The sequence below is a fragment of the Pseudarthrobacter arbutini genome (assembly GCF_054510915.1).
Genome location: NZ_JBTNDQ010000012.1, coordinates 100,805 through 127,577, shown reverse-complemented (window position 1 = coordinate 127,577; position 26,773 = coordinate 100,805). Strand labels below are relative to the sequence as shown.

Here is a 26,773-nt window from a genome sequence, read left to right as displayed (position 1 = left end):
GGATCAGGTGCCGCTGGCACCGCGGCCTGCGGCCCGCCCAATCCGCTGCTTGGCCGTATTGGTCCCGGCCCCGACCGGGACATGAGCCGTCGCCTTGGCCAGCCCAAACTCCGGCATCCCGTTGTAGACAACTTCAATTCCACCGGCCGGCACCTGGTACGTCTCATGCCAGACGCCGACGTCGCCGGTCCCGGAGAGTTCCTTCATGAATCGTCGCCACGGTTCCAGGTGCGGGGACTCCCGGTCCGCGGCGAACTTCCGCAGATGCTCCGGGCTCTCCCAGTAGCTGAGCAGGATGGTGGTGCGGCCGAACCACTGCTCACAGCCGAGCATTCCTGCCGCGGGGTCGGCGGCCAGGTGCTGGAGCATCCGCGGCATGGCGGCAGCCACCTTGCCGACGGTCCCGACCTTCCACCATCGGTTCGCCCGCATGCCGATCAGGAAGACCGTCACCGATTCGCGGCCCGGGTCAGCGGTGTACCGGCCCGGAAATACGTTCTGCGCCATGGGAACTCCTTCGGTTCGCGGTTTCATAACCTTGTTTCATAACACGGTTACGAAACAAGGTTATGAAACAATGGACTCCATGGCAAGACCCGTAGTGCATAACGATTCCCTCAGGCAGGACCTGCTGGCCGTCACAGCCGACCTGGTGGACCGCGACGGTCCCGCACGCGTGAATCTGCGGGATGTGGCAGCGGCCGCCGGAACGTCCACCACGGCCGTCTACTCGCTGTTCGGCGGAAAATCCCAGCTCCTGACGGCCGTCGTGGACGATGGGTTTCGGTCGTTCCGCGACTCTCAGGTGGCTGCGGCCCCGGGCGGGCTTCGGGGACTCGGCGCGGCCTACCGGACCTGGGCGCTGGAGCATCGGGCGCTCTACCGGCTGATGTTCGGTGGCGCGCTGGCAGCCTACGTCGATTGCCAGCCAAGCCCCGATGCTGCCGCCGATGCCATGGAGCCCCTGATGGAAGCAGTGGCCTCCGCCCAGTCTGCCGGCACCGTGCTGCAGGCACCCGTGGAAATGGTCGCCGTCGCAATCTGGGGCCAGGTCCACGGCCTGGTCAGCCTGGAATTGGCACAGGTGGGGCCGCCGGACGCAGACTGGGCTGCCGCATACAACGCAGCCCTCGACGCCGTCGCCCGAGGCTGGGCCGCCTGACGCGACCTGACGCCGCTGCATGCTCGCGCCCGTGCGGACTTTCCCGACGCGCCGATCCGCCCGCGACGCGCAAATTATCTGACGCAGGTGGATTTCCCGGTGCGCCAGATAATCTGCGAGTCGATATTCGGGTGCTGGGCTCCGGAGCCCTTAAACGTAGACCTTTTCGAGGAAGCCGCTCCAGGCCTCGGCGGTCGTTGAAGAGTCACCTCTTCCGCTGAAGTCGTGCACAGTCATACCCACCGGCGCGCCGAAGGCGTTGCGGCCGAAGAACCGGTACATCGCATCCGACGTCCGCAGGCCCAGGAAGTGCTCGTTGGAGAAGTCCACTTCCCCGGACAGCCGCCCCACGCCGTCGAGCTCTAGCTCAACAGCGGAACCCTGCGCCGCAGAATCCACGCCCATAGCTTTCTTCAGGCGGTCGAAACCGTCCGGGGTCTGCGACGCCGCCGGAGACTGGATGTCCGTAAACACGACCGGCTTGCCGTCGAAGTGCTGCAGGTACTGGCCCAGCGTGTGCAGGTAGAACGCCGTGTGCTTGCTGGCGCCGTCGTACTGTTCGTTCCAGTTGTCGGCGAAAATCCCGCTGTGGACATAGTGCAGCCGGGCGCGGCCGCCGTCGAGCGGTTCCAGGATGTGCTCCAGCTGGTTGAACCAGCCATCCGGGCCGTCCATCCGGGAGACGAGATGTGTGGGATGCTCGCGCACGGTCTTGACGTCCGGCCACTGGTCCGTGGGGAACATCCACGCCGGCGTTCCACTTGTCACGGCTTCCCAGACACGCTCAGGCGTGCCGGGCAGTTCGGTGTCGTACACGATCTCAAATTCGCGGTTGTCAGTCATTGTCCTGCTCCTTCGCTGAAAGGGGTTTGATGGGGGTTTTGAGAACGGGGTGAAGAGCGACGACGAGCCGGTGCTTCCGTCCGCCCCCCGCCGAAGTGCCACTTGGGGGCGAGCCGCCTGCCGGGGTGTCTGCCGGAGGCGTGATGCCCGGGCCGGCGACCGCGCCGCCGTCGTGATATTTGTCCACCAGGCGGGTCACGGCGACGCCGAGTTCCTCGGCAAACGCGGCCCGGTCCGCGGCCGTCCGGAAGGTGATCTCGCCGTCGATCGCGAACGTTGCCAGTTTCTGCCTGGCCGCGGCCGCACCGGCAATCAGCTTGCCCACTTCCTGGACCATCCGGCCCGCGAGCGCCAGCAGCCAGAAGGCCGAGAACCGGTCGGTGAACCGGTGCGGATCCGGTGCCACCGATGCGAGGGCCACGGGCGAAATCAGATACGAAGCCGCCGTCGCCTGGAGGACGCGCTCGGTGACGTTCCCCTTGCGCCGCTCCTCCACCAGCTCCACCAGCCCGTGCCGCTCGAGGGCTTTGAGGTGGTAGTTGACCTTCTGCCGCGGCAGGCCCACCTTGGCGGCAAGCTGCGTGGCCGACCCCGGCTCCGCGAGCTCCCGGAGGATGCGCGTCCGGATCGGGTCCAACGATGCTTCCGCCGCGGCCGGGTCCTCGATCACTTCGATGTCCAACATGCTTCCATCATGCCAACCGACAACTTTTATTGTCAAGAACTTTTTTTCCGTCGGTGCCGAGAACGCCGGATCTGTGCTCCGATTCGATGGTTCCCTGCCCGATCGATGGGTCCAACCATCGTCTGCGCAGGGAACCATCTAAACGGGAGCGGGTGGGGCGGGCGGGCGCGGGTGGGGCGGGCGGGCGCGGGCGCGGGCGCGGGCTCGGGGCGGGGACGGGCTCGGGGCGGGGACGGGCTCGGGGCGGGGCCAAGGGAGCCGGCAAAGTAGAATGGACCGGTGATGCAATCCCCCCTCCCCGTGCGCGAAGGCGTCAACGCCACCCGCCTGCGCCTCCCGGACGAGGGGCCGTGGACCACCGCGATGGACTACATGATGCACCGCTGGGGCCACATCGATCCGCAGGGCATCGAGGACAGGTTCGACGCCGGCGAGATCGTCGGCGAGGGCGGCGTCGCCCTGGACAGGGCCACCAGGCTTGAGGACCACACCTTCATCTGGTACTACCGATCATTGCCGCCCGAGACCCGTATCCCGGTGGAAATCAGTATCCTGCACCAGGACGACCACCTCCTCGTGGTGGACAAGCCGCACTTCCTGCCCACTACCCCCGGCGGCACCTACATCCAGGAATCGGCCCTGGTCCGGCTCCGGAACCAGCTCAGCCTGCCGGACCTGATCCCCATGCACCGCCTGGACCGGATGACCGCCGGCGTGCTGCTGCTGTCCACCAACCCGGAAACCCGCGGAAATTACCAGGTGCTCTTCGAGAAGCGGCAGGTGCAGAAGGAATACGAGTGCGTATCCGCTGCGGAGCCCGCCGCCGGACACCCCGCCGTCGACTTCCCCGTGGTGGTCCGGAACCGGATGACCAAGTCGCGCAGCTACCTGCTGGCCGAAGTGATCGAGGGCGAGCCGAACGCGGAGACCCGGATCGAACGGCTGGAAACGTTCGACGGCGGCACTTCAGCAGGTGCCGCCGGCACCCGCGCGCCTGGCACCCCTGCCGCTGGCACCGCAGCCGAAACCCACCCAACCCGCCTGGCGCGGTACCGGCTGGAGCCGCACTCCGGAAAGACGCACCAGCTGAGGGTTCACATGGCGTCCCTGGGGTTGGGCATCGTGAATGACTCGTTTTATCCGGACCTGCTGGACAAGGCGCCGGACGACTACTCCAAACCGCTCCAGCTCCTGGCCCGCGGCATCCGTTTTGTGGACCCCATCAGCAAAAAGCCCGTGGAATACCGCAGCGGGCTCCACCTCAGCGAGGCTGCTCAAACCTTGCGCTGATCGAACACCGTCTTGAAGGCCAGCTCCATCTCAGGGCCGAACAGCACAAACTCCGCCAACTTGAGCGCGCTGGCCGGATGTGAGGCACCAAACCCTGTGACGGCGTCGTACGCGGCCTCCGCCACCTGGCGCCCGTGCCAGCCGTAGACTCCCCCGCCCACCGCCGGGAACGCGATGGAAGCCGCGCCCAGCGAGTCCGCCAGCCGCAGGCTTTCGCTGAAGCAGGAGACCAGCAGCGCCGGGTTGGTCTGCCCCACGTGCCGGTTGGGCCCAACAGTGTGGATGACCCAGCGTGCCGGCAGCCGGAATCCAGGAGTGGCGACGGCGGCTCCGGGCGCCAGCCCGTGCGGCAGGTCCGTTTCGCGCAGTTCGCGGCAGGCGGCCAGCAGCTCAGGCCCGGCACCCCTGTGGATGGCCCCGTCGACGCCTCCGCCGCCCAGAAGCGAGGAGTTCGCCGCGTTCACGATCGCGTCAACCGTGCGGGTGGTGATGTCGCCTTGGAGGATGGTGATCCGCATGCCGCCAGTTTCCCACTTACGGGGTGCGGCTCATAGGCCCCGCATCACCGCAGCCGAGGCACGCAACCAGGCCTCGCGGGTGGCCGGCATCAGCGCCTGGTAGTTGAGCGGCCCGCCGGAGACGAGGGACTTGTCATAGGGAACGTCGAGGACTTCCCTTGTCAGCGTCTCGAAGTGGGTCCGGGTCCGGTCATGAAGCTGCAGATCGGTGTGCAGTGACGGCGCGGCCAGCAGGGTTACGGCGTTGCTGACTTTGTCCTGGTAGCCGCGTTCACGCAGCCCGTCCACGAGCCAGACGGCACTGGCCACGGTGTCTTCGCGGACCGTGGAAACGATGACCAGCTCGTCCGCCGCCGCCACAGCGGCTTCCCAGTTCGAGGACCGCATATTGTTGCCGGTGTCCACCATGATGATCCGGTAGAAGCGGCGCAGCGCCGAGTGCAGCCGGTCGAATTCACGGCTGCCGATGGTGGCGGCCCCGGCCGCGTCCTCGTCCGAGGCCAGCACATCAAACTGCGCGGATCCCTGGTAGCGCACATAGCGGTCCAGGTCCCCGATCCGGCCAAGGACAGGGTCTTCGAAACGGTCCACTTCCTGCATCAGGTCTACGGCAGTGCCGGCGTGCCCGGCCAAAGGCGCCCGCCACCCCATCGTTCCGCGTGTTTCATTGTTGTCCCAGGCAAGCGTGTACCCGCCGCGCTGGATCCCCAGCGTCGCGGCCAAAAGCAGGGTTGCCGTCGTCTTGTGGGCGCCGCCCTTGGGGTTAACTACGACGACGGTCCGGGGGCCGTCCAGGCGCCGCTGAACCTCTTCGACGGCGTCCAGGTGGGCGAGTTCCCGCCGGCCGGGACCGAGGCTCAGGGAATTGCGGCTGAGCCGCCGGACGGCACCCTGCCAGCCCAATTCGGCGAGCGGGGCGGGCTGGGCGGGCCTGTCGGCGAGAAAATCCTGGAGGGTGGGAACGTCGTCGTGCATGGCTGCAGCCGGGAGGGCCGCGGAAGCTTGAAAGCGCTCGGGAGTCTGAAAATGCACCGGTGGACGCAGCGGCGCCGGGGGGACATCGTCGTCGGGCATGGCCGCGGGAGGGACTGCGATAACCATGGCGGACGTTCCTTTCTGTAGTGGCTTCCCCATCTGTGGTGGCCGCCCCGCCTGTAATGGCCGCCCCGCCTGTGGCCTCGCTGCCCGAAGATGCCGTGGCGCCACGGCGTCCGGCTCCGCCGTCAGGCGCCACAGGCGCGTGCCGAGGCGGCCAAGCAGGTCGAGGAGGACCGACAGCAACCGGTACAGCAGAATGGCCAGGCCGATCACCGGCAGGGACAGCATCAGGATGGACAGGATGGAGAGCGCAGCGGCCGCCGGGTCGCCGGCGGCGATGGCCTCGCTGGCGAGCCCCGCGTGCTGCCGGATGGCGTTAGCGGTCTGCTCGATGATCATGGGGAGGTTCAGCAACATCCAGCCAAGCGCCAGGCACAGGAGCGGCACCACCGTGACCACCCAGATGGTGACGATGCGGCGCGCGAACGTCCGGAGCTCGGCAACCCGCGGATCCACCGCGCGCCCGGGAATGAGACTGAGCAGAACCGGGCGGATGCGGTTGAACAAGTCGGGGACACCGGCGATGTCGGCCAGGACGAAGTAGCCGTCGAAGCGCAGCGTCGGCACCAGCTGCTGGATCATCTCGAAATGCATCAGTGCCGCCGCCAGCAGGAAAAAGCCCTGCCCTGTCAGCAGGTAGGCGCCGCCCAGGCCGATCAGGCACAGGCAGTTGAAGTACAGCCCGCCAAGGTCCGTGCGGATCCTGCCCGCCCGGCCCAAACGATAGGAGTCGGTGACGTTTGTGAAGAATGCCGGGAAGACCAGATAAACGCCGACGCCGATCACTCCCGGCCTGGCGCCGCCGTACCGGCACGCCGTGGCATGCCCCAGTTCGTGGATCACGGCTCCCGCCGTCAGCATCGCGAAGATGCCAAGGAGCAGCGCCGGCGTGAGAAGTACCTGCTCCAGGGAAGCCAGGAGGTCGCCCTTGGCCAGCACCAGGATGTCGACGGCGGCCAGCCCGACCAGGACGGTGGCCACCACCGGACTCCAATACAGCGGGGCCAGGATCAGGGCCAACGTGTTGACTGCCTTTTCCGGCAGCAGCGTTCCCCGCAGCCGCAGGGCCAGTAACGGGTTTGCCCGCGGCGGCGTCCCGGCCTCGGCCAAGTCCGCATCGGCGTCGTGAACGAGGCCCATCGGCGCCAGCCTGGTGTCGATGAGGTGAAGGAGTCCGCTCACACCGAGTTCGCGGCCGTAGGCGTCGCTGACATCGCGCGCCAGCTCATCAGCGGATTTCTCCGGCGAGACGGTGGCCATGACCAGATGTAAAAGCTCCGACAGCTGGACAATCTGCCCGTCGCCGCGCTGCAGCAGGTAGCTGCGGTCCTTGAGGCCAGACCCTTCAACCGGTCCCAGGAAAACAAGCCCGGGCGAAGGCGACCAATGCCGGACAAAGGCGGCTTCGGGTGCTGTGGTCACGGTCCCCACCTTGGTTGAGCCACTAAGAACGGTGGGCATGCTCCGACTCTGAAGCATGCCCTCCGGGTTTCCTGTTGATCCTGCGGACCTACTGCTGCAGGACCAACACTTCCTGCCAGGCGGCCGAGTTCGCGATTGAACCGATCGAGGCCGCGTTGATGGCCATCGAAAGGTTCACAGCGATTACGGGAGCGACGTTGATGTTGAAGAACAGCGTTTCCCTCATTGGAAGCAGTTCTGCAACCTCGGCGTCGAGATCCACCGGTAACAGCGGGGTTGATGCCGTCATAGCACCTCACCTCTCTCCCCCGGGCAGTCCCGGGGTCCAGATATCGGATGATAGACGGACTTAACCCTGGACTACGGCGATGTTCTGAACCGCAGTGCTGTGTGCTACCGCAAAGAACGAGGCAGCGTTCAGAGCCACAGACGAGTTGCTTGCGTAAACACCCGCCCAGTTCGTGTCCAGAAACAGGGTCTCCCGCGAAGGCAACAGCTCCACCTTCTGGCTTTCCAGTTCGTGAACGGTAAGTTCCTTCATCATGTCAATCACCCCCTTTCGACGTCCCGCGATCAGTCAACGCGTCGCCCCGTAGCGGCTTCGTTACTGGGGTGTTATTTTTCTGTTGTTTCATGAAACTAATGTGGTGGCAGTCTTGACTTGGGCGCCGAATAATCTTTGCCTAAGATGGTCATACTGGACAGTAATGTTCCTGGACGACGTAAATTGCAGACAAGGAAAGCAGGCGCCGATTCATGGCGGACATTGAAGGCACCATGGTCATCCGCGCGTGGGCGGAGCCTGCCCAGAACCAACGCGTAAGGGCACGCCTGATCTCCAGTCATCCGGGCCAGGACCAGGAAATTGTGGAGACGGCCGGCGATGCAGAAGAAATCATTTTGGCTGTTCAGCGTTGGCTCGACGTGCTGAAAGCAGCAGAAACCACTCCCAGCGCATAACCCTGGATTCCTTATGGGCTGAGTTGATGCCGGTACGCTTTCTTGAATGACAACCGGCGCCACGTCGATTGACCGGCATGTGGACCAATTCCCGGTATATACCCTCAAAAACCCCCTCTTTCTAAATTGCCTTGACATGATGCGCCCCAGTGCCACGATGGTTATCTGGGGTATCGCGTGTTGTCCGGTCATTTGAAGGGGATAGGCATGACGGTGGCTCTCGCACAGGATTGGCATTTAAGCCTGCTGGGGGCCTGGCGGCTGCGCCGCGGCAGCAATACCGTGACGGTGGCCAGCCGGGAACAGCGGCTCATCGCGTGTGTGGGACTACTGGGCTGCAGGCACCGGAGTTTCCTGGCTGGCCTGCTGTGGCCCAAAAGCAGCGAAACGCAGGCGGCCGGGAACCTGCGCACCACCGTCTGGTGTATTTCCCACGCCTTCCCGCACCTCCTTTTGACGGATGCGGACACGCTGGAGCTTCACGAAGGGGTCAGGGTCGATGTCACGGCACTGCAGCACCACGTCGCCACCCTGCAGACCCAGCCTGAAACCCGGATTCCTGACAGCTATCTGGACGACCTGAGCCGCGCTGACCTGCTTCCCGGCTGGTACGACGACTGGGTGGTCTTCGAACAGGAGCGGCTACGGCAGTTGCGCCTCAGCGCGCTGGAACTCATGGCCCGGCAACATCTGGCGGCCGGCGAACCCGGCGGAGCTGTCATTGCGGCGTTGTCCGCGGCAAGCATCGAACCACTGAGGGAATCGGCCCATCTGCTGCTGGTCCAGGCCCATCTGGCCGCCGGGAACCGGGCCGCCGCGGTCCGCGCCTACACGATGTTTGCCAGCCGGTTGGAGGTCGAACTCGGTGTCCTGCCCTCAACCCAGTTGAGCGAGCTTGTCTCGGCGTTCCATCCGCACTGAGCGAGGAATCATCATGGATACCCTCATCGAAATCCCCGGAGACCGCACGGCGGCCAAGTTCGCCTACGCGGCCGCCGGCGTGGGTGTCGTAGGCGTGGCAACACTGGGCGCCATGTACGCCATCGAAGTGCCAAAGAACGGACCCTACGTCTTCGGCACGATCAACGATGCCACCGGCGGCGTCTTCCAGTTGGTGATCATCCCGGTGATCGTCCAGGTTCACCGGCGCCTGCGCCGCACACCCGGCTCCGAGGCCGCCAAATGGCTGGTGATCGCGGCCAGCGGCGCAGGATCAGCAAGCTCGTTCCTCCTGGTCGCGAGGAAGCTCGATTTCACGGTGTCCACTGGCATCTCGGTGGGGGCAATGGTGGTCCAGGCCGGCTGGTTCCTGCTGGCCCACCGGGCACTGCTCAAGAGGGGCAGCTATCCCCGGGATCTCGCGAAGCTGGGACAGTTCATTGGCGGCGCCTTGGTGGTGGCGTTGCCCCTGGCGACGCTGACCGCGGTGGAACAGGCGCCGGCCTGGATCCGCTGGGGCATCGGCGGGGCGGGACTGGCCGTTGGCGCCACAGCGTGGGTCGCCTGGCCGTACTGGTATTTCCTCGCGGCCCGGCACCTCAGCCACGTCCCCAGGGAAGTTCCCGGCGGAGCCCCAGGTCCACGCCGTCGGAACATCGGCACCGGGTACTGAGGCACTCGCTGAACCCAACGCCCCGCAAGTCCGTGCCGCCGGCCGGCTCAGGCCGTGCTGCTGCGCAAAAGTGCGGTACTTTGTGGCCATGGACTTTGGCAACGCCGACAGCTGGGGGGCGGCGATCTACTTCTGGATCATCCCCGTGGTCCTCGGCGATGCCATCTTCCCGCCCATCCCTTCAGAGATGGTGGTGATTACGGGCGGCGCCCTCTCGGCCGACGGCCGGGCCAACGTCTTCCTTGTGTGGGCACTGTCCGCAGTGGCGTCCTGGGTCGGCGACATGGTGGTGTTCCAGCTCTTCAAACGCCGGCTGAGCCATGTCCTGGACCGCTGGCGCTGGGGCCGCAAGGTCCATACGGGCATCCATGCGGCCATGGCCAAGGCCGGCCGCTCCTCCACCTACGGAACCATCATCGGCGCCCGCTTCATCCCCGGCGGGCGGCTGGCGACGTCGGCGGCTTCGGGCATCGCCGACGTTTCGGCACGGGGTTTCAGCCTGTGCGCCGGCCTCGGCGCAGTCCTCTGGGCCAGCTGGCTGGTGGGCCTGGGCTACTTCACGGGATCGGCAACCAACCTGCCGTTCTGGGCGAGTTCGCTGATCGGCGTGGTGCTGGGCCTGGTGATCGGGGCCGCCGTCGGCGTCATTGTCACCCGCCGGCGCGGCACCCGCTCACCGGTGGACGAGCCCGCCCCCGGCGAGTGAGCTAGGACGACTGAGCTAAACGGGCGCCCAGCGGCCGCGGTTGCGGCGGAGCACCGTCAGTGAGCCGGTGAGCGCAACGCGTTCGACGGCGTCGCGCATCATCGCTGCCGATTCGCGCGCCTGCTGGTTCTCACCGCTGTATTCGGTCGCCTCCACGAGGAAGCGGAGGTTCAGTTGGGGGACGCCGGCGGCAAGTTCGATCTGGTTGGATTCCACATGGTGACGGGTCTCCAACGCCTCGACCGCTGCGGCCATCACGGCTTCCGGCGGGTTGCCAGGCTTCAGTCCGGTGATTTTCAGGCGGGTCTGGAACGAAGGCATGCTTTCAACCCTACCGGCGAGCAAGTGCCCACCGCACGAGCCGGACCGCGGCTCTACCCGGTGTTGCGCAGGCCGGCCGCCACGCCGTTGACCGTGATCAGCATGGCCCGCTGGAGGCGTTCGTCGATCTCGGCGCCGCTGATGCTCCCGCCTTCGGCGTTCTGGGCAGCCCGCACGCGGCGAAGCAACTCCACCTGCAGGTAGCTGATGGGGTCCAGGTACTGGTCCCGGATCTCCAGCGACCGCTTGAGCGTCGGCTGCGCGTCCAGGAGCACGTTCTCGCCCGTCAGGTTCTGGATCTCGGTGACCGTGAGTTCGTACTCTTCACGGATGGCCCGGAAAATGTGGTGCAAATCCTCGGGAACCAGGGTGGCCACGTAGTACCCGGCGATGTCCATGTCCGTCTTGGCCAGCGTCATCTCCACGTTGGAGACAACCGACCGGAAGAAGTGCCAGTTCTCCATCATCTCCACCAGCTGCGCGGAGTTTCCGGCCTCGCGGGCAGCCTTCAGGCCCGAGCCCACACCGAACCAGCCCGGGACGATCTGCCGGGACTGGGTCCAGCCGAACACCCAGGGGATGGCACGCAGGCCGCCAAGCCCCGCCCCGGAATCCGGGCGTTTGGACGGGCGGGAGCCGATGTTCAGCGAGCCCAGCTGCTCCACCGGAGTGGAGGCCAGGAAATACGCTGGCAGGTCAGGATGGTCGATCAGGTTCCGGTACCGGTCGAAGGCGCCGTCGGAGATGATTTCCATAACGTGCCCGTACCGTTCGCGCTGGTCGTCCGACGTGCGCGGATCCCGGTGCAGGGCCGAGCCCTGGAGCACCGCAGCGAGGGACAGTTCCAGGTTTTCCCGGGCCAGCTCCGGCAGCGAGTATTTGTCCGAGATGACCTCGCCCTGTTCAGTGAACTTGATCTCGCCTTCCAGCACGCCGTTGGGCTGGGCCATGATGGCGTCGTAGGTGGGTCCGCCGCCGCGGCCCACGGAGCCGCCGCGGCCGTGGAACAACCGGACACGGACGCCATGCTTGGCCGCAACGTCGCGCAGGTTGCGCTGGGTCTTGTGGATCTCCCACTGGCTGGTCATCACGCCGGATTCCTTGTTGGAGTCGGAGTACCCCAGCATGATTTCCTGGACGTCGCCGCGCAACCGGACCAGGTCGCGGTAGGACGGAACGGACAGCAGCTGGTCCACGATCTCCGCCGAGGCACGCAGCTCCTCCACGGTCTCCAGAAGCGGCGCGAACCCGATCTTGGCGTAGGGGGATTCGCCGAACAGGTTGATCAGGCCTGCCTCGCGGGCCAGCACGGCCGCGGCCAGGACGTCGTCCGCGCCGCGGGTCATGGAAATGATGTAGGTCTCGATGACGTCCGGACCGTACGTGCGCAGGGCGCGACGGATCTCACGGAAGACGTCGTACGTGCCGTCAGCGACGCCGTCGAGCTTAATCGGGTGGCCGGACAGCGGCCGGCGTGAGGCGAGCTCCGAGCCGAGCACCTCGAAGCGTTCCTCACGGCTCAGTTCGGCATAGCGGATACCGGGGCCGCCTAGCCGGTCCATCAGCTGGCCGACGGCGTCGTGGTGGTGGTCGGCGTGCTCGCGGATGTCCAGGGTGGCCAGGTGCAGGCCGAAGGACGCGACGGCGCGGCGGACACGGGCCAGGGCGCCGTCGGCAGCGAGCGACGCCGAGTGGTTGCGGAGGGACAGCTCCAGCAGTTCGATGTCGTTGAGGAGTTCCTCGGTGGAGCGGTAGTCACGGCCGTGCTCATGGGTGGAGTCCGCGGCAACCCGCTTGCCCGTGTTGATGAGCTTGGCCTTGATGCACGTGAGCTTCAGGCGGTACGGCTCCTGGGCGTTGAGCTCCAGGACGCGCCGGTCCAAGCCCGGCAGCTTCTTCAGGTCCGCGTCGATGGAGTCCAGCAGGGTCTGGTCCGCGCCGGACAATGCGGTGGAGTTGGACAGGATGGAGATCAGCTCGTCCATCATCGCGATGCTGATGCGGACGGCGTGCTGGTTCTGGATCTGCAGGATTTCCCGGGTGACCGCCGCCGTGACGTTGGGATTGCCGTCACGGTCGCCTCCGATCCAGGAACCAAACCGGATGGGTGCGTCCTGGGAGGAGAGGCTGACGCCGTGTTCACCGAGCAGTTCCGAGAAATCCGAGAGCATCTCAGGCATGGCGTCCGTCAGGATGCCTCCGAGGTAGTAGATCGCGTTGCGGGCCTCGTCCACCGGGGTGGGGCGGACCTGGCGCAGTTCGTCGGTCTGCCACATCTGGTCGATGACCTCCGAAAGCTGGCGGTCCTGGCGGCGGCGCGCGGTGGTGCCTTCCTTCGTGGGCTCGGCCAGGACATCAGAGAGCTTGCGGATCTTGTCCAGCACGGAACGGCGCGAGGCTTCGGTGGGGTGGGCCGTGAAGATGGGGCGGACGTCCAGCCCGTTGACCACTTCCTGGAGCACGCCCGGACCAGCCTGAGCGACGATTTCGGTGACGGCCTTGGCCAGCCACCCGTCCTTTTCCTGCCGGGTCCGCAGGCCGCGGACCCGGTGGACCTGCTCGGCCGCGTTGGCCAGGTGGAAGTAGAACGCGAACGCACGCACCAGGTCGGTGGCCTGCTCGATCGGCAGGGAGCCGAGCAGTTCGCGGACCTGTTCGACGACGTCGTGCGCGCTCCATGGGCCGGTGGCATCGGCACCGCCGCGGGCGGCTTCCTTGGACTCCTTGGTGAGGAGGCGGACCTGCTCCACCAGATCAAGGAGTTCGGGGCCGTGCTGGCGGACCAGGGACTCACCCAGCAGCGTGGAGACGCGCCGGACGTCGGCCCTCAGTTCAGAGGCAAGGTCGGTTGAGGAGTTCATTGCAGTGTTAGCCATGGAAACTGTCTTTCGAGGGTTCGGACTTGGCTCGTACACTGCGCTGGATACTGTGAGCCACGTTACTAGCTATCGATGCTACCTGCACGGGATGGCGAAGGCGGAATCCGTCTCAGATACTGCGCCGGTCTCCGCCCCTGCCGCGCCGGACTTCAGCGGACGATCTTGAAATTGAAATCCGGAGTCCCCAACACCGACCACAGGCGCAGCCACACCGGGAGCATCATCTCCGCTCCCCGGGCGGTGGTGATGTCTCCGAGGTCAATAATATCGCGGTGGCCCAGCTCCTGGAGGAGCGCCGTCACGGTGTTCTTGGCACCGGCGTCGTCGCCGGAGACAAACACCGAGTGGTCCCCGCCGCCCAGCCGTCCGGGGTCAACCATCAGCCCGGCGTTCATGGTGTTCAGGGTTTTGACCACCCGCGCCTCCGGAAACGCGTGCTGGATCCGTTCGGCGTTGCTGTCCGTGTTGACCGGGTTCAGCACCGGCGGCATACCCTGGGAGAAGTCGAGCGGGTTGGAAACGTCCACCACCACTTTCCCCGACAGGTTGGCCGAACGCGCGGCACTGAGGGCACTCAGTGCGCCAGCTCCGTTCGTTGCATTGACTATCAGTTCCGCCCCGGCTGCCGCCTCCGCAAACGTTTCCAGGGCTATGTGCTGGTTCGCTGCGTGCCATTCGCTGAAGGGCGGCGTGCCCATGGCGTCCGGCGCGCTGCGGGCGAGGGTCTCTCCCGGGTCGCGGGTGCCCACCACCACGTCGTGTCCCAGCGCTGACAGGGCGCCCGCGAGGGTCCGGCCCGCGAAACCCGTGCCCAGGACCGCGATTTTCATGGTTCCTCCAAGGTCAGCCGTGGGAGTCCGGAACGATGCTCCGCCGCTTTCGACGTTACTCTCCGCCGCCGGCAAGACAAGGGCTGCGGCAGCAACACGGCTGGGGTGGTCCGTGGTGGAATGGAACCATGGACACCACCGCAGCCGCGCAGCTGGAACGCTGGCAGCGTTTTCGCACGAACCGGAACAAGGCCCTCGCCACCCGCCACGGCTGGCTGACGCTCACCTCCTTCCAGTGGCTGGAATCCCGGCCCGCCGGCGTCGAACTCGCCCCCGGCCTCTGGTCAACGGACGGCACGACGGCGACACTCACCGCTGCGGCGCAGGACGGCCTGACGCTGGTGGAAACCGGCGAGCCCGTGGACGGGACCATTACCGCCTCCCTCACCAACGAGGAATCCCTGATGTGGGTGCAGTTCGGCGGCGCGGACGGGCAGCAGGTAGTGGTGGAACTCGCCATGCGCGCGGACCGGTACGCCATCCGGACCCGCGATTCCGGCTCGCCGGTGCTGACGGAGTTCGACGGCGTTCCCACGTTCGACTACAACCCGGACCTCGTGATTGAGGCGGCCTACGAGGCGTACCCCGAACCGGTGGCCATCCCGATCGGAACGGCCAATCCGCTGGTGGACGGCGTGCATTATTCGGTGGGCGAAGTCGTTTTCCGGCTGCCGGGGATCGACCATGAGTACCGGCTGCACGCCGAGGAGGAAAAACTGGGGGCGCTGACCATCACGTTCCATGACGGGACCAACGGCGAATCAACGGATGAATGGCGGAAAGTCTCCACCCCCAGGCCGCGGGTTGATGCGGCCGGGAACGCCACGGTGGTCCTGGACTTCAACCGCGCCATCAACTACCCCAGCGCTTTCACCCCGTTCGGCACCTGCCCCATGCCCGTGAAGAACAACAGCCTGGACGCGAAAATCGAAGCCGGCGAAAAGCAGCCTCTCCTCGCTGATTGAGCGCGAACTGGCAGCTAATCCCCTCAAATCCAAGTTTTGAGGGGATTAGCTGCTCGTTCGCGCGGGTGCCGCCGGGTCAGACGATCGCGGAGACGCCGGTGACCGCCCGGCCCACAATGAGCGTGTTGATTTCGAACGAGCCCTCGTAGGTGTAGATGGCCTCGGCGTCGGCGAAGATTTTGGCCATCCGGTAGTCGGTCACGATGCCGTTGCCGCCCAGGAGGGACCGGCCCAGCGCCACTGTCTCGCGCATCCGGGCGCTGGTGTAGGACTTGGCGAGGGCCACCTGCGGCATGTCCGCCAGGCCGTCTTCCTGCAGCTGGGCAATACGCGCCATCATGGCCATGCTGGCTACGGCGTTGCCCAGCATGGTGACCAGCTGCTGCTGGATGAGCTGGAATTTCGCCAGCGGCCGGCCGAACTGGTGGCGTTCGACGGCGTACTGCCGGGCGACGTCGAACGCCGCCAGCTGCTGCCCCACGGCCTGCCACCCCACCATGATCCGCGAGCCGCGCAGGAGCTGGTTGGTGTCCTCGAAACTGCTGATGCCGGCGAATCGGTCGGCCTCGGCGACCTGGACATCCTTAAGCACAATGTCCGCGTTCTGCACGGTCCGGAGCGCAATCTTGTTCTCGATCCGGCTCCGGCTCACGCCCGGCAAGGAAGCATCAACGATGAACCCTCGGACCGCGCCCTGCCCGTTGGCAGCCACGGCCTCGTCCTTGGCCCACACGAGCATGTAGTCGCAGAACGTCCCGTTCCCGATCCAGCGCTTGGCGCCGTTGAGCACCCACGCGTCGCCGTCGTCGTCGGGCTCTCCCGTTGCGCTGGAGATGCGCCGGGCACTCGTTTCCATCCCGCCGGCAACGTCGGAACCGTGGCCGGGTTCGGTGAGCGCGAAGGCGCCCGTGATGCGCAGGCTTGAGGCGTCCGCAAGCAGCCGCTCTTTCTGGCCGGCCGAACCGAAACCGTAGAGCGACTCCACAAAAAGGTCGTGGTGGACCAGGAAAAATGTTGCGATCGAGGTATCCACGCGCGTCATCTCTGCGATGACCAGTCCGGCGAACAGGTTGCTGTAGCCGCGCTGCGCCGGTGTGCTCAGCTCCAGCGCGGCGAGCTTGGGCAGGATGTGCTCCGGGAACTCCGCCTTGTTCCACCAGTCCGACGCGTAGGGGGCGATCTCCGTTGCCAGAAACTCCCGCAGCTCGGCCAGTTTCGCCCGCTCCTTCGAGCTGAGGAGGGACTCGAACGCGAAAAAATCGGCGGCGGGCAACTCGTCGATCGCCGGTTCAGAGCTGGGCGGTCCGGACGTGCCCGGCAGGCTCATTTCGGCCCCATTCGGATGGCACCGTCGAGCCGGATGGTTTCGCCGTTGATCATCGCATTTTCCACGATGTGGGCCACCAGACTGGCGTATTCGGCGGGCCGGCCAAGGCGCGACGGATGCGGGACCTGCCGGCCCAGCGAATCCTGCGCATCCTGCGGGAGCGTTGCCATCATGGGTGTTTCGAAGATGCCCGGGGCGATGGTCACTACCCGCATCAGGGAGCGGGCCAGCTCACGGGCCAGCGGCAGCGTCATGGCGGCGACGGCGCCCTTGGAAGCGGCATACGCCGGCTGGCCGATCTGCCCGTCGAAAGCTGCCACGGAGGCAGTGTTGATGATGACGCCGCGCTCGGGGCCGCCGAGCTCAGTACTGATCAGTTCGGTGGATACCATGGCCGCGGCGGCCAGGCGCAGCACGTTGAACGTCCCGATGAGGTTGACCTGGATGACGCGGTTGAACGTGTCCAGCGGAAGGACGCCGTCCCTGCCCAGGACTTTGCCCGGCGTGGCGACGCCGGCGCAGTTCACAACAATGCGCAGGGGTCCCAGCGCCACGGCAGTGTCGACGGCGGCCTGCACCTCAGCTTCGCTGGTGACGTCCGCGGGGACAAAGGCCGCTTGTGCCCCCGAACCGCCGGCGGCGTTCAGCGCTGAGGCGTTGAGCTCGGCGGCGTAGGCCGCCCCGGCAGAGGACGGCAGGTCGATCAGCACCACCGAGGCGCCGGCGTCGAACAGGCGCTTCGCTGTGGCAGCGCCCAGCCCGGAAGCCCCACCCGTAATCAGCGCGACAGTACCCAAGACGTCCATACATCCTCCTTGATGCGGCCCCCACACCATAAGACCGGCGCGGAACATTAGTTAGTGCATGTTAACTGAAAATCCTGCGGGCCGCACCCACTAGGCTGAACGGATGACCATGCCGGATGCCGAACCCGCCGACTGGCAGGACCGGGCCAACGTGGCAGCCCGCTCCGTCACCGGACTCTTCGGCCGGCGGCTGCTGTTCCTGCCGGGAGCCCACCTGGCCGCCGTGCAATGGCCGACAAAACACCTGAAGAACCTCCTCCACCCCTGGCATTACTGGTGGCAGGCGCACTACGTGGACTGCCTGGTGGACGCCGGGCGCCGCGAACTGGGCAACGGAGCCACCCCCGCGGCAAGGTTCAACGGCCCGCACCACCCCAGCGCCGGCAGGCTCGCGTCCAGGCTGGTCACGGGCATCCGGCTGCGCAACGCCTTCACCTTCGTCAACAACTACTACGACGACATGGCCTGGCTGGCGCTGGCGACGCACCGGCTGCAAAGCCTTGCCGAGGAGACGCGCAAACCCGGACGCCGCCGCAACGCCAGGGTCCGCAAGACCCTGACCCTGCAGTTCGATTCCGCCTCCACCGATGACCTGGGCGGCGGGACCTTCTGGAGCAAAAAGCGCGACTTCAAGAACACCCCCGCCACCGCCCCCGTGGCGCTCTACTACGCCCGCACAGGCCAGCCGGCCAAAGCCCAGCGGCTGGTGGACTGGCTTAATGCCGTGCTCTTTGATGAGTCACAGGGCCTCTACCTCGATGGCGCGCGCCTGAACTCAGCCGGCGACGTTGTGGTGGACGACAACGTCTACACCTACAACCAGGGCCCGGTGCTGGGAGCCTTGCTGGAGCTCGGCGGCGAGGCGAACCTCGCCAGGGCCGCGGCACTGGTGGACGCGGTCGCCAACCGGCTCACCGTACCGGGGCAGCGCATCCTCCGCTGCGATGGAACGGGCGACGGCGGACTCTTCACCGGGATTCTCTGCCGGTACCTGGCACTCGCGGCCGTCGATGCCCGGCTCCCGGAGTCCACCCGGAACACCGCGAAGGAGCTCGTGACAGCTACTGCCGAAGCCTTCTGGGCGGGCCGCCGGCCGGCCGGCCGCGGGGCGACATCAGCGGCCGCAGGGTACGTCCTGTTCTCCATCCACGCGGCGCAACCGGCGGACACCACCTACCCGCCTGGTGCCGCCGTCGAACTTTCCACCCAGTTGCAGGCCTGGATGGCGCTGGAAGCCGCCGCGGCCATCCAGCAAAAACCGCAGACCAATTAGGTCACGCAACAGTTGGGTAATGCATGTGATCCTAATCACTTCTGGGCCGTGCCGCTTGGTGTCTTAGGTATGGCTAACCTACAGTTTCACGAGTGAGCCAACCCTAACTCCAGGCTCGCCAGGACCGACGGTCCGCCAGACTTTTTCCCCAGAAAGTAGCACTCAATGAAGATCCGCAACAGCGCTCTGGCCGGCATCGCACTCGCCGCCACCGCAGCCCTCGGACTGACCGCCTGCGGCGGCAGCACCACCCCGGCAGCCACCGTCTCCCCGTCCGCGGACGCTAAGGTTTCCGGCGAGATCACGGTCTACAACGCCCAGCACGAATCCATGACCAAAGCCTGGGTTGAAGAGTTCAGCAAGGAGACCGGCGTCAAGGTGACCCTGCGCCAGGGGAAGGACACCGAGATGTCCAACCAGATCATCCAGGAGGGCGACAAGTCCCCGGCTGACGTCTTCATCACCGAAAACTCCCCCGCTATGACCCAGGTGGAAAACGCTGGCCTGTTCGCTGATCTCACTGACGAGGTCAAGAACAACGTCCCGGCCGAGTACCGCCCGTCCACCAACAAGTGGACCGGCGTCGCAGCCCGCTCCACCGTGTTTGTGTACAACAAGGAAAAGCTCACCGAAGACAAGCTGCCCAAGTCCCTCGCTGACCTGGCCGGTCCCGAGTGGAAGAGCCGCTGGGGCGCATCGCCGTCCGGCGCCGACTTCCAGGCGATCGTTTCCGCCTACCTTGAACTTAAGGGCGAGGCCGAAACCGAGAAGTGGCTCACGGCCATGAAGGAAAACTTCAAGGGCTACCAGGGCAACGGTGCGGTCATGAAGGCTGTCAACGCCGGTGAAATCGAAGGTGGCGTAATTTACCACTACTACTACTTCGGTGACCAGGCCAAGACCGGCGAGAACTCCAACAACGTGGCCAGCCACTACTTCAAGAACCAGGATCCGGGCGCGTTTGTCTCCGTATCCGGCGGTGGCGTGCTGAAGTCCTCCAAGAACAAGGCCGCTGCCGACGCGTTCCTCGCCTTCATCACGGGCAAGAAGGGCCAGGAGCAGCTGCAGACGGGCAAGGACTTCGAGTACACCGTCGGCGCCGGCGTGGCATCCAACGACAAGTTGGTTCCGCTGGCCGAACTGCAGGCACCGACAGTTGACTCCTCCAAGCTGAACTCCAAGAAGGTCACGGAGCTGATGACCAAGGCCGGTCTGCTCTAACCTTTGGTTTCAACCCCAGAATTAACCGCCAAGGCGGCTACAACGATGGCGGGCAAGGGCAATAGCCCTCGCCCGCCATTGGTGGTTGCGCTCCTGGCCACGCTGCTGGCTCTGTTCGCCCTCATCCCACTGGGCTATGTCATCTACATGACGGCGGTCACTGGCTGGGATGCCAGCATTGAGCTGATCTTCCGCCCCCGGGTGGGCGAGTTGCTGGTCAACACCCTCCTGCTGATGCTCATCGTCGTGCCCGCAACCCTGGTGGTGGGCGTGGGCGGCGCGTGGCTTGTGGAACGCACCAAGCTGCGGGGCCACAAGTGGTGGGCCGTGCTCCTGGCGGCGCCGCTGGCCATTCCCGCGTTTGTGAACAGCTACGCCTGGGTGTCCGCCATTCCCTCCCTGGAAGGCGTCTGGTCCGGCGCGCTGATCGCCACGCTGTCCTACTTCCCGCTGGTCTACATTCCGACCGCGGCCACGCTCAGCCGGCTGGATCCGGCGATCGAGCAGTCGGCTGCGTCCCTGGGTCTGGGCCCGTGGCACGTCTTCTTCCGTGTGGTGCTGCCCCAGTTGCGCATCGCCGTCACCGGCGGCGGCCTGCTGGTGGGCCTGCACCTGCTGGCCGAGTACGGCGCCTTCGCGATGATCCGGTTTGAGACGTTTACGACGGCGATCATGCAGCAGTACGCTTCCACGTTCAACGGCACGGCCGGAAACATGCTGGCGAGCGTCCTCGTGCTCTTCTGCCTGATCCTCCTGGTACTGGAGGTCCGGAGCCGCGGCACGGCCCGCTACGCACGGATCGGCTCCGGCGCCCAGTCCAAGCCCCTGCGGCTACCCCTGCACCGCTACCAGATTCCTGCCCAGCTCGGACTGCTGGCGCTCACTGGCCTGGCGTTCGGCTTGCCCCTGTGGTTTGTGATCCGCTGGATCGTGGCCGGCGGCGCCGAGATCTGGGACGTGGAGGAGTTTGTCCCCGCGCTGCTGCAGACGCTGGGACTGGGCCTTGCCGGCGCAGTGGCCGCGACCGTCGTCGCCTTCCCCATGGCTTACCTGGCCGTCCGGCATCCGGGGTGGTTCAGCAAGTCCCTGGAGCTCTCCAACTACATCACCAGTTCCATGCCCGGCATTGTGGTGGGTCTGGCCTTCGTCACCGTGGCCATCAACGTTGCCCCGGACATCTACCAGACCACCGGGCTGCTGGTGGCCGCGTACGTGCTGCTGTTCATTCCGCGCGCGTTAGTGAACATCCGCGCCGGGCTGGCACAGGCCCCCAAGGAGCTGGACGAAGCGGCCCGCGCCCTGGGCCGGTCTCCGTTCAATGCCTTCCTGAAGATCACGTTGCGCCTCACGGCTCCCGCCGCCGCCGGCGGCGCAGCGCTGGTGTTCCTCGCCGTCGTAACCGAACTGACCGCTACGCTGCTGCTCTCCCCCAACGGGACAAGAACCCTGGCCAGCGCGTTCTGGAGCAAGAGCAGCGAGATCGATTACGCCGGCGCCGCCCCGTATGCCCTGCTGATGATCCTGCTCTCGGCGCCCATGACCTACCTTCTCTTCCAGCAGTCCAAGAAAGTGGCCGGACAGTGACCGAACAATCCCCCTCCAGGCTTCCGGAACCGCGGATCGCGCCGTCCGTGGCGCCCTCCACCAACAGCCACCTGCAGATCACCGACATCACGAAGAATTTTGCGTCCCAGGCTGTCCTCAAAGGCGTCAACCTGTCCGTGGCCAAGGGCGGCACCACCGCCATCGTGGGGCCCTCCGGCTCAGGCAAGACCACTCTCCTGCGGCTGATCGCCGGCTTTGAACACCCCGCCACCGGCAGCATCTCGCTCAACGGCACCAAGGTGGCGGGCGACGGCGTGTGGCTGCCCGCGCACAAACGCCACGTGGGGTACGTGGCCCAGGACGGGGCGCTTTTCCCGCACCTGACAGTGGGGCAAAACATCGCGTTCGGCCTCGACACGGCCATGCTCGCGGGTGGCCGCCGCGGGGCCGCGGGCCGCATCAGCGAGCTGCTGGACATGGTCTCCCTGGACGCCTGCATGGCCAAGCGGCGGCCACATCAGCTCTCCGGCGGGCAACAGCAGCGTGTGGCCCTGGCCCGTGCGCTGGCCCGCGAACCCGAACTGATGCTGCTGGACGAGCCCTTTTCGGCCCTCGACGCCGGCCTGCGCGTGGCAACGCGGCGGGCCGTGGCCAAGGTTCTCAACAAGGCCGGCGTCACCACCATCCTGGTCACCCATGACCAGGCCGAGGCGCTGTCCTTTGCGGACCAGGTGGCCGTGATGCGCGGCGGCAAGCTGGCCCAGATCGGCAACCCGTTTGTGGTTTACACCCGCCCCGCCGACCGTGCCACCGCGGAGTTCCTGGGCGACGCCGTCATCCTGGACGCCTGGATGGAAGGCTCGCTGGCCACGTGCTCGCTTGGCGGAATTCCTGTTCGCCGCCCGCCAGCCCAGGGCCGGGTGCAGCTGATGCTGCGTCCTGAGCAGATCCGCATTGCCGAGGATGGACCCATCCGCGGCGTGGTGGTGGACACCGACTACTTCGGCCCGGAAACCACAGTGCGCCTCAAACTCTCTGTGCCACCCGAACTGGCCGACCGCACCGACCACCGCTACCCCGGCGGCGGCGAAGTCATCACCATCCGGCACTGGAACGCCTCCATTGCCCGGCCGGGAATGGAACTCTGCCTGCGCGTAGTGGGCGAAGCCGTCGCCTTCCCACTGGACTCCGCCTGTGATTGAGCCATCGAAATCCGCCGCTACTAATCTCCGGCGGGCTTCTTCTTCTGCGGATACGGTGCCTCGCCCCGGGCCAACATCTCCACAAAGCCGGCGATTTTCCGTTCCCGCGTGGACGCCTGTTTCACGGAATTCGTCCGGTAAATCAGGGCATACCGGTTCACGGAGGTGAGGACGTCGAACATGGCCTGGGCCGCGGGGACGGCAGCGATGGCGGCGGCCAGATCCGGCGGAACTTCCGCCGTCGCCTGCCCCACATAGGCCGCTTCCCAGCGCCCGTCAGCTTTGGCGGCGTCGACCGCCGCGCGGCCGGCTGCAGTCATCCGGCCGGCAGCCTCGAGCTTCCCGATGCGGTCCACATTCCGCGCGGACCAGACGCTCTTCGGGCCGCGGCGGGTCATCCGCTGGAAGGAGCTGTCATCGTCGCGCCTTTTGCCCTGACCGTCGATCCACCCAAAGCACAGCGCCTCCTGCAACGCCGCTTCGTAGTCCAGTTCAGTGGTGTTGCCGCCCTTCTTGTGCAGCACCAGCCACACGCCAGGGCTGGTGGCATGGTGCTGTTCCAGCCACAGCCGCCACTCCGCCGCGTCCGCTACCAGCAGTTCCTCGAGTTCAATGGCCATGGCCCTATTCTGCCCGCCTTCTGCAGGAAGTGGCATGATGGCGGTAGCCGACCTGTCCTGGTTTCGAGGAGGAACCCATGCTGCGTGTCAGACCCGTCCATTTCACCTCCCAGCCAGACAGTTGGGAACAGCTCCTGGCTGCCCTGGGCCTGGCCAAGACCGTTGATGACGGCCCATGGCGGGAGTTCGACGCCGGCTCAGGCCGGCTGGCCCTGCATGTGGCCGACGCCGGCGCCACGGACGACGGCACCACTGCCTTGGGCGTGGAGGTGGGCGATCTGGCGGAATTCGCCCGGCGCACCGCCCTGGCCGCGGAGAAATCGGGGAACACGGTCGCCGAGCTCATCGCCGCCGACCACGGCGAGTCCTGCCGCATCACCGGCCGGGACGGCTTCAGCTTCCTGGCGGACAAAGGTGCACGGGAGCCTAACTCGGCTGACGCTGATCCGGCCCTGGCCGTCGTCGGGGTCTGGTTTACGGAGGATCCCGGCGCCGCCGCCGTGACTCTGCAGGACATCGGCGCCAGGTTCCGCCCTGTCCCCGACGCCGACGAAACCGCCGACTTTACCGCCAAGAACGGCGGGGTCCTGATGGTGCGGCCGGCATCCGGGCCACCGCGGTCCGGCCTGGGATTTGAGTACGACGGCGATCTGGGCGCCTTGCGGGACCGGCTCACCTCCGCTGGGCTGGACGTCAGCGAAACCGAGGAAGCCTTCGGCCGGACCCTGCACGTGGCCAACCCCGACGCCGCAGGCAGCGCAGGTACCGCCGATGCTGCCGCAGCCACAACCGCCCCGCATGTCCCGCCCACTCTTTGGATCTCGCAGCGCCTCGCCGCCGAGTGATCCGCTCCTGAGGTGAGCCCGGTCCGGCCATGGGCTGAACCGGGGGTGGGCCGGCCGGGGGTGAGATTCCGGCGCTTTGGGCGACGCTTTACGCTGATAGCTGACCCCTCAGCGGTCCGCGGCCGTCCGATGGGGTAGAACTTAACCATGAACGTTCGCACTCCTGACCCCAATCCCGGCTGGCTCTCCGAAGAAGACCTCTTTGAGGCCCGCGGGAGGCTCCCCATGATCTATGTGGAGGCCGTGCCGGTCAGGCTGGATCCGCTGGGTTTTGTGAACGAGGTTGGCACGCTGCTCCAGGCCGATGAGGACGGGAACATGATCCGGTCGCTGGTTTCGGGCCGCGTGATCTACCGGGAGACCATCCGCGCTGCCCTCCTGCGCCATATGGAAAAGGACCTGGGGCCGCTCGCCTTTCCGCAGCTCCCCATCAGTCCGGTCCCCTTCACGGTGGCCGAATACTTCCCGGCCCCGTCCCAGACCGGCTTCACCGACGACCGCCAACACGCCGTGTCCCTGGCGTACGTCATCCCTGTGACGGGCGAATGCGAGCCCCGCCAGGATGCCCTTGAACTGACTTGGATGACTCCCGCGGAAGTGCTCAGCGCCGACGTCCAGCTCGAATTCAGCGGCGGCCGCGGCGCCCTGGTCCGCCAGGCGCTGGCCTTTGCGGGTGTGGGTAACTGACGCCCGCGGGTTCCCCGGCGTCCCCGACTTCCGGGGCCCCGCTTTGTAGACTGTAGGGCGGACCGCAAGAGAACTTAAGGACTCCCATGACCGAAAACCCAGCCGCCAGGCACTACAGCGAACAGCAGGCTGGATCTCTGACCACCGGCGATCAGCTCCTCCTCCCCGACGGTGAACGCACCGCCGAAATCCAGCACGTGGAGTTTGAACCGGATGATTTCGGGACCCCTGCGGTAGTCCTGGCAAACCTCACCGGCGGCGGCACCCTCCGCATCGCAGCCGGCTCCACCGTAAAGATCCTGGACACAACAATCCGGGTCATCACGGTTCCGGACACCACAGTTCAGGACACCCCCGTTCAGGACACAACGCCCGACGCCGTCACGCAGCTTCCGGTCGCGGCGCAACCCCCTGCCGAACAGCCCCAGCACACACGCGAAGCGGAGATAGCCCCGGCGGCTCCCGCCGTCGTCGCACCTCCCCTGCCGGCCATCCCGCCCGCGATGAGCGGCCCGTCCGCGGAAGAACTGGCGCGGATTCCGGCGCCGCAGGGCACACCCGAAGCGGTGGTGGAGGCTGCCGCGGAAGCCCACCCGGACGCCGTTGGGGTGCTGCTGCTGGCGGACAAGCTGGCCAAGGGCATCAACTTCAAGTCCGGCAGCTGCCTCAAGGACCTCAGCGACCTGGCCCACGAGCTGTTCATCACGCTCAAGGATCCGGACGGGGCGCTCACCGTGGCGGACCTGCTCAACGTCCTCCCGTTCGACGGCAACCCGGGCCGCTGGGCGTCCGTGGAGGCGTCGCTGGCGTTGTCCAGCTTCATCTGCCGCCAGGACCGGCAGGAGGAGCGCGCCGAAGTCTATGAAAAGCTGCTGCGTTTGCCGGAAAACCAGGAAACGGACCCGTTCAAGGCGCGGATGAACGCCAAGGTGCGCCAGCGTTCGCTGAACGAACCCAACCTGTACGACAAAGAGATCTTCCGCTCGATCGACAACTCCAACCACGAGGCCGAGCGGGAGTGGCGGCTGCTGCGCCTCGAATCCCTGCTGTTCCTGCGCGCACACGGCGGGTCTGAGACGATCGGCGTCGGCGAACTCCAGCGCCGGATCAGCAACGAACTCGAGGCCGTCCGGGCCTAAGCCGTCGGGGTGGGGGAATTGCCCCCTACCCGGGGTTGCGCCCGCGTTGTAGATTCGGGCTATGACGAACAATCTGAGCGTGGTGATAAATGCTGACGCGCCGCAGGTCTGGACCATGCTGCGTGAACCGGCCAAAGTGGCCCAGTGGCATGGCTGGGAGGCCGATGAACTGGCAGGTGAGATTGACGGGATCTACTTCAGCAGCAACGTGGTTGAAGCCCCGGACCACACCAGCCTAACCACCAATGGCGGCGACGTTTTCGACCTGAAACCGGTGTCCGCCGGGACGCTGGTCAGTGTCACGCGGGCAGCCCTGGACCACAACTCTGAGTGGGCGGCCTGGGACGAGGACATCACGCAAGGCTGGCTGACGTTCCTGCAGCAACTCCGCTTCGCGCTGGAACACCACCCGCACGGCAAGCGGCACACGTTGTTCTTCGAATTTCCCAACGAGCCGGCTTCCGCCATCGAAAAGCTGGGCTTGTCGGACGTGCCTGCGCCGGGCGAGACGTACGGGCTGACGCTGTCCACAGGGGAGGAGATCACCGGGAAGGTCTGGTTCCGCAGCAACCACCAGGTGGGGCTTACCGTCCACAGCTATGCAGAGCACGGCGACGGCCTGCTGATCGTGGCGGACCAGCCCGTCATTGAAGGTGTGAGGCCCCACGGGGGCGCCATGGTGATCGCCTCGACGTTCGATCTGGGTGCCCACAAAATGGAGTCCATCAATTCGCTCTGGGACAGCTGGCGGGCTGAGAACTACCCCACATCGGAAGCGGCCCACTGAAGGATTGGGGGCGTTTGCTGGCACACTGGA

28 protein-coding genes are annotated in these 26,773 nt (G+C 66.2%); 15 read left to right on the top strand and 13 right to left on the bottom strand.

Features of this window, described 5'->3' with window-relative positions; all coding sequences use genetic code 11:
- Positions 1-3 precede the first annotated feature (3 nt).
- A complete protein-coding gene (locus tag ACX80V_RS14945; RefSeq protein ID WP_485843803.1) occupies positions 4-507 on the bottom strand; it encodes a DUF4188 domain-containing protein in 504 nt (167 codons plus the stop codon).
- Between the two features lie 79 nt (positions 508-586).
- Between ACX80V_RS14945 and ACX80V_RS14940 the strand changes: the two genes are divergently transcribed.
- Positions 587-1,162, top strand: coding sequence for a TetR-like C-terminal domain-containing protein (locus tag ACX80V_RS14940; RefSeq protein ID WP_485843802.1), 576 nt, complete (start codon positions 587-589; stop codon positions 1,160-1,162).
- A gap of 150 nt (positions 1,163-1,312) precedes the next feature.
- Here the strand turns inward: ACX80V_RS14940 and ACX80V_RS14935 are convergent, their stop codons facing one another.
- On the bottom strand, positions 1,313-2,005 hold the full coding sequence (locus ACX80V_RS14935; protein ID WP_485843801.1) for an SRPBCC family protein: 693 nt from the start codon (positions 2,003-2,005) through the stop codon (positions 1,313-1,315).
- Complete coding sequence (locus ACX80V_RS14930; RefSeq protein WP_058930101.1) at positions 1,998-2,690, bottom strand: winged helix-turn-helix domain-containing protein; 693 nt, start codon at positions 2,688-2,690, stop codon at positions 1,998-2,000. The genes ACX80V_RS14935 and ACX80V_RS14930 overlap by 8 nt, the downstream gene beginning before the upstream one ends.
- Before the next feature lie 282 nt (positions 2,691-2,972).
- Between ACX80V_RS14930 and ACX80V_RS14925 the strand changes: the two genes are divergently transcribed.
- On the top strand, positions 2,973-3,980 hold the full coding sequence (locus ACX80V_RS14925; protein ID WP_485843834.1) for an RluA family pseudouridine synthase: 1,008 nt from the start codon (positions 2,973-2,975) through the stop codon (positions 3,978-3,980).
- Here ACX80V_RS14925 and ACX80V_RS14920 read toward each other — a convergent pair.
- The 4 genes from ACX80V_RS14920 to ACX80V_RS14905 form a co-directional block, all read right to left on the bottom strand.
- Positions 3,965-4,498 (bottom strand): O-acetyl-ADP-ribose deacetylase, encoded by a 534-nt coding sequence (locus tag ACX80V_RS14920; protein WP_485843800.1) that lies wholly within the window; start codon positions 4,496-4,498, stop codon positions 3,965-3,967. The two genes, ACX80V_RS14925 and ACX80V_RS14920, sit on opposite strands and share 16 nt — an antisense overlap.
- Positions 4,499-4,528: 30 nt before the next feature.
- Positions 4,529-7,018 (bottom strand): MinD/ParA family ATP-binding protein, encoded by a 2,490-nt coding sequence (locus ACX80V_RS14915; RefSeq protein ID WP_485843799.1) that lies wholly within the window; start codon positions 7,016-7,018, stop codon positions 4,529-4,531.
- A gap of 88 nt (positions 7,019-7,106) precedes the next feature.
- Positions 7,107-7,307 (bottom strand): hypothetical protein, encoded by a 201-nt coding sequence (locus tag ACX80V_RS14910; RefSeq protein ID WP_485843798.1) that lies wholly within the window; start codon positions 7,305-7,307, stop codon positions 7,107-7,109.
- A 60-nt stretch (positions 7,308-7,367) separates the two neighbouring features.
- Positions 7,368-7,562 carry a hypothetical protein gene (locus ACX80V_RS14905; RefSeq protein WP_485843797.1) on the bottom strand — a complete coding sequence of 65 codons (195 nt, stop codon included), beginning with the start codon at positions 7,560-7,562 and terminating at the stop codon, positions 7,368-7,370.
- 212 nt (positions 7,563-7,774) lie between these two features.
- On the opposite strand from ACX80V_RS14905, the gene ACX80V_RS14900 reads away from it, so the two are divergent.
- From ACX80V_RS14900 to ACX80V_RS14885, 4 genes are all read left to right on the top strand, one after another.
- On the top strand, positions 7,775-7,978 hold the full coding sequence (locus ACX80V_RS14900; RefSeq protein WP_485843796.1) for a hypothetical protein: 204 nt from the start codon (positions 7,775-7,777) through the stop codon (positions 7,976-7,978).
- Between the two features lie 207 nt (positions 7,979-8,185).
- Complete coding sequence (locus ACX80V_RS14895; RefSeq protein ID WP_485843795.1) at positions 8,186-8,899, top strand: AfsR/SARP family transcriptional regulator; 714 nt, start codon at positions 8,186-8,188, stop codon at positions 8,897-8,899.
- 13 nt (positions 8,900-8,912) lie between these two features.
- Complete coding sequence (locus ACX80V_RS14890) at positions 8,913-9,590, top strand: hypothetical protein (RefSeq protein WP_485843794.1); 678 nt, start codon at positions 8,913-8,915, stop codon at positions 9,588-9,590.
- An 88-nt stretch (positions 9,591-9,678) separates the two neighbouring features.
- The gene (locus tag ACX80V_RS14885) at positions 9,679-10,296 is read left to right on the top strand and encodes a DedA family protein (RefSeq protein ID WP_485843793.1); all 618 of its coding nucleotides are present in this window, start codon (positions 9,679-9,681) and stop codon (positions 10,294-10,296) included.
- A gap of 15 nt (positions 10,297-10,311) precedes the next feature.
- Here the strand turns inward: ACX80V_RS14885 and ACX80V_RS14880 are convergent, their stop codons facing one another.
- The 3 genes from ACX80V_RS14880 to ACX80V_RS14870 form a co-directional block, all read right to left on the bottom strand.
- Positions 10,312-10,617: a hypothetical protein gene (locus tag ACX80V_RS14880; protein ID WP_058930109.1), complete on the bottom strand. Its 306-nt coding sequence runs from the start codon at positions 10,615-10,617 to the stop codon at positions 10,312-10,314.
- 53 nt (positions 10,618-10,670) lie between these two features.
- Positions 10,671-13,493: a phosphoenolpyruvate carboxylase gene (ppc, locus tag ACX80V_RS14875; protein WP_485843792.1), complete on the bottom strand. Its 2,823-nt coding sequence runs from the start codon at positions 13,491-13,493 to the stop codon at positions 10,671-10,673.
- A 152-nt stretch (positions 13,494-13,645) separates the two neighbouring features.
- The gene (locus tag ACX80V_RS14870; protein WP_485843791.1) at positions 13,646-14,326 is read right to left on the bottom strand and encodes an NADPH-dependent F420 reductase; all 681 of its coding nucleotides are present in this window, start codon (positions 14,324-14,326) and stop codon (positions 13,646-13,648) included.
- A gap of 128 nt (positions 14,327-14,454) precedes the next feature.
- Between ACX80V_RS14870 and ACX80V_RS14865 the strand changes: the two genes are divergently transcribed.
- Complete coding sequence (locus ACX80V_RS14865; RefSeq protein WP_485843790.1) at positions 14,455-15,291, top strand: DUF1684 domain-containing protein; 837 nt, start codon at positions 14,455-14,457, stop codon at positions 15,289-15,291.
- Between the two features lie 76 nt (positions 15,292-15,367).
- Here ACX80V_RS14865 and ACX80V_RS14860 read toward each other — a convergent pair whose 3' ends face one another.
- On the bottom strand, positions 15,368-16,618 hold the full coding sequence (locus tag ACX80V_RS14860; protein ID WP_485843789.1) for an acyl-CoA dehydrogenase family protein: 1,251 nt from the start codon (positions 16,616-16,618) through the stop codon (positions 15,368-15,370).
- Positions 16,615-17,424 (bottom strand): SDR family NAD(P)-dependent oxidoreductase, encoded by an 810-nt coding sequence (locus tag ACX80V_RS14855; RefSeq protein ID WP_485843788.1) that lies wholly within the window; start codon positions 17,422-17,424, stop codon positions 16,615-16,617. Before ACX80V_RS14855 ends, ACX80V_RS14860 begins: the two co-directional genes overlap by 4 nt.
- Positions 17,425-17,527: 103 nt before the next feature.
- On the opposite strand from ACX80V_RS14855, the gene ACX80V_RS14850 reads away from it, so the two are divergent.
- The 4 genes from ACX80V_RS14850 to ACX80V_RS14835 all read left to right on the top strand — a co-directional run bounded on the left by ACX80V_RS14850 (position 17,528) and on the right by ACX80V_RS14835 (position 22,665).
- Positions 17,528-18,697 (top strand): glycoside hydrolase family 76 protein, encoded by a 1,170-nt coding sequence (locus ACX80V_RS14850; protein WP_485843787.1) that lies wholly within the window; start codon positions 17,528-17,530, stop codon positions 18,695-18,697.
- Positions 18,698-18,862: 165 nt separating this feature from the next.
- Positions 18,863-19,918, top strand: coding sequence for an iron ABC transporter substrate-binding protein (locus ACX80V_RS14845; RefSeq protein WP_485843786.1), 1,056 nt, complete (start codon positions 18,863-18,865; stop codon positions 19,916-19,918).
- A gap of 45 nt (positions 19,919-19,963) precedes the next feature.
- The gene (locus tag ACX80V_RS14840; RefSeq protein WP_058930117.1) at positions 19,964-21,502 is read left to right on the top strand and encodes an ABC transporter permease; all 1,539 of its coding nucleotides are present in this window, start codon (positions 19,964-19,966) and stop codon (positions 21,500-21,502) included.
- The gene (locus ACX80V_RS14835) at positions 21,499-22,665 is read left to right on the top strand and encodes an ABC transporter ATP-binding protein (protein WP_485843785.1); all 1,167 of its coding nucleotides are present in this window, start codon (positions 21,499-21,501) and stop codon (positions 22,663-22,665) included. Before ACX80V_RS14840 ends, ACX80V_RS14835 begins: the two co-directional genes overlap by 4 nt.
- A 20-nt stretch (positions 22,666-22,685) precedes the next feature.
- On the opposite strand, the gene ACX80V_RS14830 is transcribed toward ACX80V_RS14835, so the two are convergent.
- Positions 22,686-23,285 carry a YdeI/OmpD-associated family protein gene (locus ACX80V_RS14830; RefSeq protein ID WP_058930118.1) on the bottom strand — a complete coding sequence of 200 codons (600 nt, stop codon included), beginning with the start codon at positions 23,283-23,285 and terminating at the stop codon, positions 22,686-22,688.
- A 77-nt stretch (positions 23,286-23,362) separates the two neighbouring features.
- Between ACX80V_RS14830 and ACX80V_RS14825 the strand changes: the two genes are divergently transcribed.
- The 4 genes from ACX80V_RS14825 (at position 23,363) to ACX80V_RS14810 (ending at position 26,743) form a co-directional block, all read left to right on the top strand.
- The gene (locus ACX80V_RS14825; protein WP_485843784.1) at positions 23,363-24,130 is read left to right on the top strand and encodes a VOC family protein; all 768 of its coding nucleotides are present in this window, start codon (positions 23,363-23,365) and stop codon (positions 24,128-24,130) included.
- Positions 24,131-24,277: 147 nt separating this feature from the next.
- The gene (locus ACX80V_RS14820) at positions 24,278-24,817 is read left to right on the top strand and encodes an NUDIX hydrolase family protein (RefSeq protein WP_485843783.1); all 540 of its coding nucleotides are present in this window, start codon (positions 24,278-24,280) and stop codon (positions 24,815-24,817) included.
- Positions 24,818-24,903: 86 nt separating this feature from the next.
- Entirely contained in the window at positions 24,904-25,956 is a 1,053-nt protein-coding gene (locus tag ACX80V_RS14815; RefSeq protein WP_485843782.1) for a DUF6707 family protein, read from the top strand.
- 61 nt (positions 25,957-26,017) lie between these two features.
- Positions 26,018-26,743, top strand: a complete 726-nt coding sequence (locus tag ACX80V_RS14810; RefSeq protein ID WP_485843781.1) for an SRPBCC family protein — start codon at positions 26,018-26,020, stop codon at positions 26,741-26,743.
- Positions 26,744-26,773: the final 30 nt, after the last annotated feature.